Source organism: Bradyrhizobium sp. USDA 327 (genome assembly GCF_041262065.1).
GTDB lineage: Bacteria > Pseudomonadota > Alphaproteobacteria > Rhizobiales > Xanthobacteraceae > Bradyrhizobium > Bradyrhizobium liaoningense.
Genome location: NZ_JBGCCW010000001.1, coordinates 7,913,458 through 7,926,068, shown reverse-complemented (window position 1 = coordinate 7,926,068; position 12,611 = coordinate 7,913,458). Strand labels below are relative to the sequence as shown.

Here is a 12,611-nt window from a genome sequence, read left to right as displayed (position 1 = left end):
AGATCATTCCATAAAGTAGGGGCCCTACTCTAAGGAGCGCTGAATGGATTGGTCTGAGGTGGTCCGGAAAGTCGCCATACTGGCGGAGAAGACGGGCTACGTTACGTTCGATCAACTCAACGAGCTGATACCGTGCGCCGAGATCGAGCCTAAAGACCTTGAGACCCTGCTCGCCGCCTTAAGCGAGCGTGGTATTTGGATCTCAGAGGAATAGGCCGTCGCTGTCGCGAAGTGCAATTGGGCTCGTATTGAAAAAAAAGCCCGGCTCTGGCTCCGCCAGGCCGGGCTGCAGTGGTGTCAGGCCGAGGCTGAGGGGCTGTCGGTCTGACGGGAAAGGGCGGCGAGGCGCCAGCTTGCGCAAGGAATGTCTCTGGGCGCGACGCTGATCTCCTTGTCGAAGCGCACCAGCTTCCAGTCGTCGGGATGGTTGACGAAGGCGAAGCCGGATTTGCGCGCGAGCGCTACCATCGCCTCGTTGGAACGCAGCGTGTCGCCGAACATGTGCTCGGCTCGAAGCGCGGCGGCGCGGCATTCGAGGTTCTTCATCAGCGCGGTGGCGATACCGCGGCCCTGCCAGCGGTCGTCGACCGACAAGCCGAACTCGAGAGTCGCGGTCTCGGCATGGAAGGCGTAGCGCGCTTCGGCCACGATGGTCTCGAAGCCGTCGACCATCATGGTCGCAACGATCGTGAAGCGCTCGCCCTCGCCGACCTGAAGGAAGTCGTGCAGCAGGCCCTGCGGCAGCTCGCTGATCGCCCCGAAGAAACGGTTGTAGCGGGAGCGGGTCGAGAGCGAGCGGACATAGTGCTGGAGCTCGTCGGTGTCGCGCGGCTCGACGAAGCGAACGTTGAGCGCCGTGCCGTCGCGGGTGCGCAGCCTGTCCGAATATTGCTTCAGGTCTTCGAGGCGAAGGATGCTCATGACACATGCCGTGCGGAAAAGGGACCGCCGGCGCCCCCACAGTCAGGCGGCGCCGGCCTGGCGGCCAATCAGGCCCGCCAGAAGGGTTTGTCGGCCTCATAGGCGATGTCGGACCAGGACAGCCCGACATCATGGAGGTCGCGGGCGGTCCAGTTGGTCAGCTCACGCCTCGTGCGGTAGCGCTCGTGCCAGACGTGAAGCGTTTCGCCGATCTGCTGGATCAGGCCCGGTGCATGATGATTTGTCATCGAATTGTCAGTCAAAGTAGACATTTTCAGCTCCTGGAGCTAAGTTGACCGCTAATATCTGCTTCCTACCGCGCTGCGACAAACGACAATTTGTACCTCTTCGCATGAAATAACGTCATGTATCCTGTTGCCAAATGACTGCCAGATTGCCGTCCCTGAATGGATTGCGGGCGTTCGAGGCCGCCGCGCGCCATCTCAGCTTTACGCTGGCGGCCAGCGAGCTGAACGTGACCCAGACCGCGATCAGCCATCAGATCCGCAGGCTGGAGGAGGAACTCGGCATCCGCCTGTTCATCCGGCAGAACCGCGCACTGGCGCTGACGCCGGAGGCGCGCGACTACCTCCCGGGCGTCCGAGCCGCCTTCAACGACCTCCGGCTCGCCACCGATCGACTGCTGCGCAAAGAGGACGACAAGGTGCTGACCGTGTCGACGCTGGCCTCGCTCGCGGCAAAATGGCTGCTGCCGCGGCTGACCGATTTCCAGGAGCAGCATCCCGGCATCGACGTGCGCATCACCACCTCGACCAGCCTCGTCGACTTCCAGCGCGACAATGTCGATGCCGCGATTCGCTATGGCCGCGGCCAGTGGCCGGGCGTGCGTGCCGACTGGTTGATGGCGGACGAACTGTTTCCGGTATGCAGTCCGTCACTGCTGCGCGGCGACAAGCCGCTGCGCCGGCCTGAGGATCTGCGCAACCATCCGCTGCTGCACACCTCGAACGCCAACAGCGACGACTGGCGACTGTGGCTGACCGCGGCGGGCCTGCCGGCCGACATAGCGCGGCACCCGGGCATCACCTTCGACATGATCTTCATGACCATCCAGGCGGCCATCGACGGCATCGGCGTGGCGATGGGACGGACATCCTACGTCCAGGACGATATCGCCAAGGGCCGCCTCGTCGTGCCCTTCAAGATCGCGCTGCCGGCCGATGCCGGGTTCTACCTGGTCGCGCCGGAGGGCCGCCGGGAGGTGCCGAAGCTTGCCGCATTCCGGCAATGGATCGTCGCTGCAACGCAAAATAAAGCCTGAAAAATCATCAGCTTCCTCCGGAATACCGGTTGACTCGCTCCGCTCTGCGCGGGAAGGGGTATGACAGATTGTCGCAGCATCAATCTGTCGCCTTGCCGTGAAATGAGTTTCGGCCCGGCCACGTCTTTCCAAGGGGAGCAACGTCATGGCTGGACCAGCCGCCTCAACCAATCCGCCCGCCATCAACTCGCGTGTCGGCGCGATCCTGCGCGCCACGTCGGGCAACTTCCTCGAGCAGTTCGATTTCTTCCTGTTCGGCTTCTACGCCGCCGCGATCGGCAAGGCGTTCTTCCCCTCGACCAACGAGACCGCCTCACTGCTCAACACTTTCGGCGTGTTCTGGCTCGGCGCCTTGATGCGCCCCGTCGGTGCCATCGTGCTAGGAGCCTACATCGACCGCATCGGCCGCCGCCAGGGCCTGATCGTCACACTCGGCATCATGGCCTTCGGCACCGTCGTCATCGCGTTCTGCCCAAGCTACGCGACCATCGGCATCGCAGCGCCAATCATCGTGCTGATCGGCCGGCTGCTGCAAGGCTTCTCGGCCGGCGTCGAGCTCGGCGGCGTGTCGGTGTATCTCGCGGAGATCTCGACGCCCGGCAATCGCGGCTTCTACACCTCGTTCCAGTCATCGAGCCAGCAGGTCGCGATCTTCGTGGCCTCGATCCTCGGCTACATCCTCTCCGAGGTGATGCCGGCCGACACCGTGGCTGCCTGGGGCTGGCGCATTCCCTTCTTCGTGGGCTGCCTGATCATTCCACTGATCTTCCTCCTGCGGCGCTCGCTGGAGGAGACGCCGGCCTTCCTCGCCATGAAGAAGCATCCGACCGCGAACGAGGTGTTCGCCTCCGCGCTCGCCAACTGGCGCATCGTCGTCCTCGGGATGATGATCGCGATCCTGACCACGACGACGTTCTACTTCGTCACCGTGTACACGCCGACCTTCGGCAAGACCGTGCTGAAGCTGTCGACGCATGACGCGCTGCTGGTCACGCTGCTCGTCGCGGTGGCCAACTTCGTCTGGAATCCGGTCGGCGGCGCGCTCTCCGATCGCATCGGCCGCAAGCCGGTGCTGATCGCGATCGCCGGCCTGTCGCTGGTGACCGCCTACCCGGCATTGCACTGGCTGGTGGCGGCGCCGACCTTCGGCAAGCTGCTCGCGGTCGAGATGATGTTCTCGTTCTATTTCGGCGTCTACAGCGGCACCATGTTAGGTGCCCTCGTCGAGATCGTGCCGGCGCATGTGCGCACCACCTGCTTCTCGCTGGCGTTTGCGCTTGCCGCGGCCCTGTTCGGCACCTTCACGCCGTTCGCCTCGACCTGGCTGATCGAGCGGACCGGCGACAAGGCCTCGCCCGGCTTCTGGCTGATGTTCGCCGCCCTGCTCGGCATCATCGCGGCTTCGACGGTGTATCGCGGCGGCAAAGCCGTGCCGGCCTATGATGCGGTGCCGGAGCCGGTGGCGGGGCGTTAGGACGGTGTCATTCCGGGGCGCCTCGAAGAGGCGAGCCCGGAATCCATTTCTCCCAGCATTTCTGTCGCACGATGGATTCCGGGCTCGCGCTACGCGCGCCCCGGAATGACGGCGCGGTTGGCTTACAGCTCCACCACCACGTAGTCGCTCTCGATCCTGACCGGGATCGTCTCGGCGACATACGGCCCCTTCACCACGCTCGCCCCCGGCTCGACATGGGCCGGGTAGGCCTTCACGCGGAAGCGGCGGGGGTCGCAGTAGGATTGGCCGGTGCGGATGTCGAACTCCCAGCCGTGCCACGGGCAGCGGATGATTTCGCCGAGTTTCGTGTACTCGATCTCGCCGGGATTGTTCGATTGCGCGAGCCCGATCAGCGGGCCCTCGCACAGCGCCGCGCCCTGATGCGGGCAACGGTTCATCAGGCCGAAATACTCGCCCTTGATGTTGAAGATTGCGATCGGCCGCCCGTCGATCTCCAGAAACTTTCGCGTGCCCGGCGGAAGCTCGTCGACCGGCGCGATGACGTGTCTTGCCATCAGGAAACGCCGTAAAGCTTCTTTGCGTTGCCGAGGTAGAACGCCTCGCGATTGGCTTCGCTGACGCCCGCCGGCAAGACGCGTGAGGGCTCATCGTAATCCCAATGCGGATAATCTGTGGCGAACAAGAGCCGATCCCAGCCGATCCATTTTATGACGTCGAACAGATCCTCGCGCCGCTCCGGATCCTCCATCGGCTGCGTCGTCCACCACACCTGCTCGCGGATATATTCCGACGGCGGCCGCTTCACATGCGGCACCTCGCTCCTGAGCCGCTGCCAGGCCTTGTCGAGCCGCCACGCCAGCGACGGCGCCCAGCCGAAGCCGGCCTCGATCATCACCATCTTCAATTTCGGGAAGCGCTCGAAGACGCCCTCCAGCACGAGGCTCGCCAGCGCCGATTGCTGGCATTGCGAGTGACCCACCATCTCCTCGATGTAGTAGGACGGCCAGCCCGAGGGCGTGATCGGGTTGCCGCCGAAGCCGAAGGCGTGGACGCCGACGGGAAGGCCTGCCTCTTCCGCGGCCTGGTAGATCGGCCAATAGCGGCGCTGGCCGAGCGGCTCGACATTGCGGCTGAGCAGCAGCACCTGCACGAAGTTCTTGTCGCCGGCGCGCTCGCGAATTTCGGCGGCGGCCGACAGCCCGTCCTCGTTGCCGACGACAATCGAGGCCTTCAGCCGCTTGTCCTTGGAGGTCCATTTGTCGATCTGCCAGTCGTTGATCGCCGAGCACAGCGCCGCCGACAGTTCGTGATTGCGGATGCCCTGTCCGGTGTTGAGCGGATTGAGCACGCCGAGTTGCACGTTGTTGGGATCGAGCAGCTGCTTCTGCATGAACGACAGCGAGGAGCCCTGCGGTCCGCCCTCCGGCGGATAGGCATCGCGGCGCGAGGCGTTGGGCTGGGCCTTCGGATAGGGCGGGCCTTCCATCATGCCCTGATAGGCATGGACGCCGTAAACCTCGAGGTGATGCTGCCAGCGTTTGGCGAGATAGGGATAGAGCTCGGTGCGGGTGGCGCGTGCCGGATGGATGTCGCAGTCCGCGATCGCGGTCTTCACGGTAAGGGGAGCGACGGAATCCGTTCGTTCGCGGAACTGGATGTTCATGGCCTTGCCTCCTTGGGAGGGAGTTCTTTCAGGCGGGGATAGGTAGCATGCGGATTGTCGATCATGATCTTGCGCACGAGATCGGGGGACAGACCTTCGGGCAGCGCGTCCTGGCCGTCGAACTGCCAGTGCGGATAGTCCGTGGAGAATAGGACCAATTCGTCCGACTGCATATGATCAAACAGGCGAATTAATGTCTCTGGTTCCGGCGGCGCATCAAATGGCTGTAACGAGAAGCGGATGTTGCTGCGCACAATCTCCAGGGGCGCGCGATCGACCCAGGGCGTCTCCATTCGCACCCCGCGCCAGAACTTGTGCAGCCGCCAGAGATAGGGCGCGATCCAGGAGACGCCGGACTCCAGCATCACCATTTTCAGCCGCGGATATTTGGCGAACACGCCTTCGACGATCAGGCTGGTGAGCTGGGTCTGGAACGCCTGGGCCTGCCCGACATAGTCCTCGATGTGGTAGGACCCCCATCCCACCGCGGTCGGCGGATTGTGATAGGCGGAACCGGCATGGATGCCGACCGGCAGTTCCAGCCGCTCCGCGGCCTCATAGATCGGCCACAGCGCGCGCTTGCCGAGCGGCACGTCGCCCATGACCAGCATCAGGACCTGCACGAAGCGCTTGTCCGGGGCGCAGCGCTCGATCTCGGCGACGGCCTTCTCGACGCTTTGCGTCGGGATCACGACCGAGCCGCGCAGCCGCGCGTCGCGATCGAGCCATTCCTTCGCCAGCCAGTCGTTCAGCGCGCGGCAGAAGGCGGCCTGCATGTCCTCGGAGAACACCATCTGCACGCCATACAGCGGATTGCAGATGGCATGCTCGAGCTGGAAGGGATCGAGCACATGGCGCTGCATGTCCGCCAGACTCTCGCCCGGCTTGCCCTGCTCGGGCCGCCAGTCGGGCCGTGCCGTAATCGGCGAGTTCTGCGGATAGGATTGCGAAACGAGGTCGACCATGCCGCGCGTCGTAACCTGATCGCGCCAATAATCGTTCAGGTACGGCAGCAGGCTGGTCAGATGCGGCACGGCCGGATGCACATCGCAGTCCACCCCACCGGCGATCAGGGACGCCATGACGTCTCCTTCACGTTTCCTCGTCAATTCTTGTCTCGTGTCCGCATTCAAGCAGGCCTGCCCGCCGCCCGCAACTCAGCCGGGGCCGCCGGCATATGCTAGGAAGGCGCAGCTCGGTTGCGAAGGAATGAGGGGTTTCAGGGATGAAAGAGCTCGTCGGCATTGCGGAACGGGTCGCGGCCCAACTGATCGCGCGCAAACAGACCATCGCGGTTGCGGAATCATCGGCCGGCGGCCTGATCTCCGCCAGTCTGCTCGCGGTGCCCGGCGCCTCCGCCTATTACCTGGGCGGCGCGGTGGTCTACACCCGCGATGCCAGACGGGTGCTGATGGATATTTCGGATGACGGCATGAAGGGCTTTCGGTCGTCGTCGGAGCCCTACGCGCAATTGCTGGCCGAGCAGATGCGCAGCCGCTTCAATTGTGATTGGGGCCTGTCCGAGACCGGTGCGGCGGGCCCCACCGGCAACCGCTACGGCGACGCTGCGGGCCATAGCTGCATGGCGGTCGCAGGCCCCGCCGCGGAGGTGATGACGCTGGAGACGGGCAGCAGCGACCGGTTTGCGAACATGCAGGTGTTTGCGGCAACGGCGCTGAAGTTGTTGCTGAGGAAGCTGGAGGGGTGAGCAGCTGCGCTGTGAGCGAATCGAGACGTTCTCACCACCAACACCACTGTCGTCGCCCGGCTTGACCGGGCGATCCAGCACGCTGAGACCGTTGTGATTGAATCGATACGCCGCGGCGTACTGGATGCCCCGGTCAAGCCGGGGCATGACAGCGGAATATGTAGGCCTACCGTCTCAAATGCCTCATGAAAATCCGTACCACATAGCCGTGAAAGCGCGGCGCTTCGTCGTAGAGGTCCGACGCAATGCGTTCGATGGTTTCGCGCAGCGACAAAAATTGTGCCTGGCGCGCGCTGCTCTCGGTGCCCTGCATGCCCGCGAGCTCGTCCATGGCAGCGTCGCTGATCTGGCACTGCACGACCTCGCCATCGTTCAGCATGGTGAAGCGAAAGGCCAGACGTTCGAGATCATGGCCAATGATCTTGTCGCGCGTGAGCGGCATTGCAAGCGTCCCGGTCGGCCCCCCTCGCGGACAATGCGAAAAATTCTCCGGCTTGTCAGCAAGGATGAAAGGGGGGCCCCGACCTACTGGAACGCGACTTCGGCGAAACTGCGGAGCTTTCGCGAATGCAGGCGCTCCGATTCCTGCTGCTTGAGCCGCTCCAGCGCCTTCAGGCCGATCTCGAGATGCTGGCCGACACGGCGGCGGTAGAATTCGCTGGCCATGCCGGCGAGCTTGATCTCGCCGTGCAGCGGCTTGTCCGAGACGCAGAGCAGCGTGCCATAGGGGACGCGGAAGCGGTAGCCGTTGGCGGCGATGGCGGCTGATTCCATATCGAGCGCGACCGCGCGCGATTGCGACAGGCGGCGGATCACTTCAGGCCCGGAAATCTCCCAGTTGCGGTTGTCGACGCTCGCCACCGTCCCCGTGCGCATCAGGCGCTTCAGCTCGAAACCCTCGAGCCCGGTGACATCCTCGACCGCCTCCTCGAGCGCGACCTGCATCTCGGCGAGCGCAGGAATCGGCACCCACAGCGGCAGCTCCCGGTCGAGCACATGGTCCTCGCGCACATAGCCGTGCGCGAGCACGTAGTCGCCGAGCCGCTGCGTGTTGCGCAGGCCCGCACAATGGCCGAGCATGAGCCAGGCATGCGGCCGCAGCACGGCCACATGGTCGGTGACGTTGCGCGCATTGGACGGGCCGGTGCCGATGTTGATCAGCGTGATGCCGCGATAACCCGGCGCGACCAGATGGAAGGCCGGCATCTGCGGTGTGCGCGCGGGGGCAACGCCCGTCGACGCGCCGCCGTTGCGCGTGATGACGTTGCCGGGCGCCACGAAAGCGTCGAGGCCCGCCTCGCCGGACTGAAGACGCTGCTGGCAGAGCTGCGCGAAGGCGTCGACATAGAACTGGTAATTGGTGAAGATCACGAAGTTCTGGAAATATTCGGAATCGGTGCCGGTGTAGTGATAAAGCCGGCGCAGCGAGTAATCGATGCGGGCGGCGCGGAACAGGGACAGCGGCTTGGGCGTCCCCGGCTGCAGCTCGAAGGTGCCGTCGGCGATCGCATCGTCCATCGTCGCGAGATCAGGCACGTCGAACGCATCACGCAGCGACCGCGTGACGGCGGAGTTCTCGCTGGTCGTGATGGCGGCTTCGATGTTGATGTCGCGGCGATAGGCGAAGTGGATCGGGATCGGTTCGGTGGATTCGCCGATCTCGACCGGCACGCCGTGGTTCTGGATCAGCAATCCGATCTGCTCGGTGAGATAGCTGCGGAACAGATCCGGCCGCGTGACGCTGGTCTCGTGCACGCCGGGGCCTGCGACGAAGCCGTAAGACAGGCGGGAGTCCAGCCGCGCATGCGTCGCGGTGGTGATGCGGACAAAGGGATAATAGGCCCGCATCCGCGTCGTGATCGCTTCGCCGCCAACATAAGCTTCGAACCGGTCGCGCAGGAATTTCGTGTTGCGCTCGTAGATCTCTTCGAGGCGGGCCACGGCCGCGGACGCATCGGAGAAGGATTCGGTGGCGATGGAGGGGGGAGATTGCATTGTTCGACCGCCGGGCTATTGGGGCTTTGACTCGAACTATAGCAAAGAAGGTGGTGCCGTAGGGTGGGCAAAGCGAAGCGTGCCCACCAATATGCTCGTCGGGAGAAAGATGGTGGGCACGGCGCGCTGCGCCTTTGCCCACCCGACGAGACCGAGTATGCCGCCCGAGATCCCGGATGCGCGCCAAGCGCGCTCCGGGATGAGGCGCTTTCGCGCGTCACTTCTCCCGGAAGGCGCGCATCAGCTGGTCGTGCAGCGGCTTCATCAGATAGGACAGCATGGTGCGGTCGCCGGTCTGGACGAAGGCCTCCACGGGCATGCCGGGAATCAGCTTGACATCGCCGAGCCGGGCGACCTCCTCGGCCGGCATCGAGACGCGGATGGTGTAGTAGCCCTGGCCGGTGCGCTGGTCGGTGGTGACGTCGGGCGACACGCGGCTGACGACGCCGTTGAGCTCCGGCGTGGTGCGCTGGTTGAACGCGGAGAGGCGCAGCAGCGTCTTCTGGCCGATCTGGAGCTTGTCGATATCAACCGGATTGACCTTGGCCTCGACCTGGAGATCGTCGGCCTGCGGAACGATCAGCATCAAGGTATCGCCGGCGGTGATGACGCCACCGACGGTATGCACGGTCGATTGCAGCACCATGCCGTCCTGCGGCGCGCGGATGTCGATGCGGCGGAGCTGGTCTTCGGCGGCGACCTTGCGCTCGATCAGCTCGCCGATCTTGTCGTTGGTCTCGCGCAGGTCCTTGGAGACCTCGCTGACCACGTCCTTGTCGATCTGGATGATCTGGAGCTCGGTCTCGGTGATCTTGCCCTTGGCCTGGGCGCGCGAGGCGATGTACTGCGCGCGCTCGCCGTTGAGACGCGCCGAGTCGCGTTCGAGCTGGGTCAGGCGCGAGATCTGCACCAGGCGCTTTTCGTAGAGCTCGCGCACGCCGGTGAGCTCGTTCTGCACCAGCGCGATCTCCTGGTCCTTGGCCTTCTCCTGGGCGCTGAGACCGGAGATTTCCTCGTTGAGCTGCGTGATGCGCTCGCGCAGCTGCGCCTTCTGCCCGGTGCGGCCGTTGACGCGGACGTCGAACAGCTTGGTTTCGGCCGAGAGCAGCACCTTGACGTCGGGATCGCTGGCGCGCTCGATCAGCGTTTGCGGAAACTCGATGCTGTCGAGACCGCGCTGCTCGGCCTGGAGTCGCGCCGCGCGCGCCTGCGCGGCGTCGAGATTCTTGGTGACGATGGCAAGGTTGGCCTTGGTCACGGTGTCGTCGAGCCGCACCACGATGTCGCCGGCCTTGACCCGATCGCCGTCGCGGGCGCGCACCTCGCCGACCACGCCGCCGGTCGGATGCTGCACCTTCTTGACGTTGGATTCGACCACGATCTGCCCCGGCGCGATCAGCGCGCCGGAGATCAAGACGGTCGACGCCCATCCGCCGAGGCCGACGACCAGCACCACCACGATCGCGAGACCGAGGACCAGGTGAAACCTGATGGAATCACCTACAGTCTTCTTGGCGGCGGGCTTCATTCCGCCGATGGCCAGCGTGCTCATGACTTGGCCACTCCGCCTTCGCTGACGATCTTGATCGGTGCCGGCGGCGTCGCGCGCGGCTGCAGCACCTGGGCGAGCACCTGCTCCTTGGGACCGAACGCCTGCATGCGGCCGTCGCGCAGCACCAGGATCTGGTCGACTGCCTCGACGCCGATCGGGCGGTGCGCCACCACGACGACGATGGCACCACGTTCGCGCGCGGCACGGATGGCACGGGTCAGCGCCTCGTCGCCTTCGGTGTCGAGATTGGAGTTGGGCTCGTCGAGCACGATCAGGAAGGGCCTGCCGTAGAGCGCGCGCGCCAGCGCCACGCGCTGCGCCTGGCCTGCGGAGAGCGCCGCGCCCTGCTCACCGACTTGCGTGTTGTAGCCCTCGCGCATCTTGATGATCATCTCGTGCACGCCGGCCTCCTTGGCCGCGGCGATGATCGCGTCGGAGGTCGCCTCGGGATCGAAGCGGCTGATGTTCTGCGCGATGGTACCGCCGAACAATTCGACGTCCTGCGGCAGATAGCCGATGTGGCGGCCGAGCATGTCGGACGACCATTGATCGAGCGCCGCGCCGTCGAGCCGCACCTTGCCGCGCACCGGCTGCCAGACCCCGACCAGTGCGCGGATCAATGACGACTTGCCGGAGCCGCTCGGGCCGATCACGCCGAGGCCGTTGCCTGCGGCGAGCGCGAAGGTGACGTCCTGCACGACGAGGCGCTGATCGCCGGGCGGCACCATGGCGACGCCTTCGACCGAGAGGCGGCTGGTGGGCGCCTGCAGCTGGGTCGGCATCGCCTGCGCCGGCATCTGCTCCAACAGGCGGGTGAGACGGTGCCAGCTCTGGCGTGCGGCGACGAAGGATTTCCAATGCGCGATTGCGAGATCGACCGGTGCGAGCGCGCGGGCGGCGAGGATCGAGCCGGCGATGATGATGCCGGCCGTCGCCTCCTGGTGGATGACGAGATAGGCGCCGACCGCGAGCACGGCCGATTGCAGCATCATGCGCAGTACCTTTGCGACCGCGCCGAGACCGCCGGCGACGTCGCTCGCACGCTGATTGCCGGCAAGATATTTTTCGTTGGCTTCGCTCCAGCGCTGGTTCATCCGTCCCGCCATGCCCATCGACACCATCACCTCGGCGTTGCGGCGGCTGGCCTGGGCGAGATCGTTGCGCTGGGCGGCGAGCCCCATCGCTTCGCGTGCCGGCTGGCGGGACATGAACTCGGAAACCAGCGTCAGGCCGACCAGGATGATGGCGCCGACCAGCGCGGTTACGCCGATCAGGACGTGGAAGGCGAAGCAGATGGCGAGATAAAGCGGCAGCCAGGGCAGATCGAAGAACGCGCTCGGGCCCATGCCGCCGAGGAAGGAACGGACATTGTCGAGATCGCGCAGCGGCTGGAGGCCCTCGTTGCGGCTGCCGACCAGAAGCGGCAGTCGCACGATGGTGTCGAACACGCGCTTGTTGAGGGCTTCGTCGAGCGACGTACCGATCCGCCCCAGGATGCGGTTGCGAATCATGTCGAGCACGCCCTGCGCCATGTAGAGGAAGCTGGCGAGGATGATGAGGCCGACCAGGGTCGGGATGCTGCGGCTCGGCAGCACCCGGTCGTAGACCTCCAGCATGAAGATCGACCCGGTCAGATAGAGCAGGTTGATCATGCAGCTCATCAAGCCGACGCCGATGAATGCCGTGCGACAAGCGCGCAAGGCGTCACCGAGCTCTGAACGGCGGACGCCAGGGATGGCTGCCATCAGTCTGATCTCTTTCGACTAGGGGGCAAAGCCCCTGATTTCACGGGCAATTCAGGGTACTCGCCCCGGATTAACATCATGTTTGCCCGGCGTCCAACGCAGCCGAGCTCATCCAGAGCCCTGATGAGGCCACATCTACCCCTGATGACCTCCCGCGCAAGTCCGGAATTTCACAGGCGTGCGGCTTTTTCTTGCAGGCTTTCAGCCTCTTCCGGGAAAACGGAGAGGCTGAAAGTTCCGGCCTGCCGAATGCGGGGGCTACAGCGCGATGCGACTGGGGTGAATCGTC

The 12,611-nt window shown here is 64.8% G+C and carries 13 protein-coding genes; 4 read left to right on the top strand and 9 right to left on the bottom strand.

Features of this window, described 5'->3' with window-relative positions; genetic code table 11:
* The first annotated feature begins 43 nt into the window (after positions 1 to 43).
* On the top strand, positions 44 to 214 hold the full coding sequence (locus tag ABIA42_RS37410; protein WP_035669588.1) for an RNA polymerase sigma factor region1.1 domain-containing protein: 171 nt from the start codon (positions 44 to 46) through the stop codon (positions 212 to 214).
* An 83-nt stretch (positions 215 to 297) separates the two neighbouring features.
* Here the strand turns inward: ABIA42_RS37410 and ABIA42_RS37405 are convergent, their stop codons facing one another.
* Together ABIA42_RS37405 and ABIA42_RS37400 are read right to left on the bottom strand one after the other, a co-directional pair.
* Positions 298 to 921, bottom strand: coding sequence for an N-acetyltransferase family protein (locus ABIA42_RS37405; RefSeq protein ID WP_370115995.1), 624 nt, complete (start codon positions 919 to 921; stop codon positions 298 to 300).
* A gap of 68 nt (positions 922 to 989) precedes the next feature.
* Complete coding sequence (locus tag ABIA42_RS37400) at positions 990 to 1,193, bottom strand: DUF1127 domain-containing protein (protein WP_124159348.1); 204 nt, start codon at positions 1,191 to 1,193, stop codon at positions 990 to 992.
* Between the two features lie 110 nt (positions 1,194 to 1,303).
* On the opposite strand from ABIA42_RS37400, the gene ABIA42_RS37395 reads away from it, so the two are divergent.
* Positions 1,304 to 2,203, top strand: coding sequence for a transcriptional regulator GcvA (locus ABIA42_RS37395; protein ID WP_370115997.1), 900 nt, complete (start codon positions 1,304 to 1,306; stop codon positions 2,201 to 2,203).
* 145 nt (positions 2,204 to 2,348) lie between these two features.
* Positions 2,349 to 3,677, top strand: a complete 1,329-nt coding sequence (locus tag ABIA42_RS37390; protein ID WP_370115998.1) for an MFS transporter — start codon at positions 2,349 to 2,351, stop codon at positions 3,675 to 3,677.
* A gap of 122 nt (positions 3,678 to 3,799) precedes the next feature.
* Here the strand turns inward: ABIA42_RS37390 and ABIA42_RS37385 are convergent, their stop codons facing one another.
* Genes ABIA42_RS37385 through ABIA42_RS37375 form a run of 3 tightly spaced genes read right to left on the bottom strand, consistent with a single transcriptional unit; the run spans position 3,800 to position 6,404 of the window.
* Complete coding sequence (locus ABIA42_RS37385; RefSeq protein ID WP_271527022.1) at positions 3,800 to 4,213, bottom strand: Rieske (2Fe-2S) protein; 414 nt, start codon at positions 4,211 to 4,213, stop codon at positions 3,800 to 3,802.
* Positions 4,213 to 5,322 carry an amidohydrolase family protein gene (locus tag ABIA42_RS37380; protein ID WP_370116000.1) on the bottom strand — a complete coding sequence of 370 codons (1,110 nt, stop codon included), beginning with the start codon at positions 5,320 to 5,322 and terminating at the stop codon, positions 4,213 to 4,215. The genes ABIA42_RS37385 and ABIA42_RS37380 overlap by 1 nt, the downstream gene beginning before the upstream one ends.
* Positions 5,319 to 6,404 (bottom strand): amidohydrolase family protein, encoded by a 1,086-nt coding sequence (locus tag ABIA42_RS37375; RefSeq protein ID WP_370116001.1) that lies wholly within the window; start codon positions 6,402 to 6,404, stop codon positions 5,319 to 5,321. Before ABIA42_RS37375 ends, ABIA42_RS37380 begins: the two co-directional genes overlap by 4 nt.
* Before the next feature lie 143 nt (positions 6,405 to 6,547).
* Here ABIA42_RS37375 and ABIA42_RS37370 point away from each other — a divergent pair, with 143 nt between their 5' ends.
* Complete coding sequence (locus tag ABIA42_RS37370) at positions 6,548 to 7,030, top strand: CinA family protein (RefSeq protein WP_124159354.1); 483 nt, start codon at positions 6,548 to 6,550, stop codon at positions 7,028 to 7,030.
* Positions 7,031 to 7,196: 166 nt separating this feature from the next.
* Here the strand turns inward: ABIA42_RS37370 and ABIA42_RS37365 are convergent, their stop codons facing one another.
* The 4 genes from ABIA42_RS37365 to ABIA42_RS37350 form a co-directional block, all read right to left on the bottom strand.
* Complete coding sequence (locus ABIA42_RS37365; RefSeq protein WP_028179600.1) at positions 7,197 to 7,472, bottom strand: DUF1488 family protein; 276 nt, start codon at positions 7,470 to 7,472, stop codon at positions 7,197 to 7,199.
* 83 nt (positions 7,473 to 7,555) lie between these two features.
* Positions 7,556 to 9,025 carry an AMP nucleosidase gene (locus tag ABIA42_RS37360; protein WP_370116002.1) on the bottom strand — a complete coding sequence of 490 codons (1,470 nt, stop codon included), beginning with the start codon at positions 9,023 to 9,025 and terminating at the stop codon, positions 7,556 to 7,558.
* 217 nt (positions 9,026 to 9,242) lie between these two features.
* The gene (locus ABIA42_RS37355) at positions 9,243 to 10,577 is read right to left on the bottom strand and encodes an HlyD family type I secretion periplasmic adaptor subunit (protein WP_370116004.1); all 1,335 of its coding nucleotides are present in this window, start codon (positions 10,575 to 10,577) and stop codon (positions 9,243 to 9,245) included.
* The gene (locus ABIA42_RS37350) at positions 10,574 to 12,322 is read right to left on the bottom strand and encodes a type I secretion system permease/ATPase (RefSeq protein WP_370116005.1); all 1,749 of its coding nucleotides are present in this window, start codon (positions 12,320 to 12,322) and stop codon (positions 10,574 to 10,576) included. The genes ABIA42_RS37355 and ABIA42_RS37350 overlap by 4 nt, the downstream gene beginning before the upstream one ends.
* Positions 12,323 to 12,611: the final 289 nt, after the last annotated feature.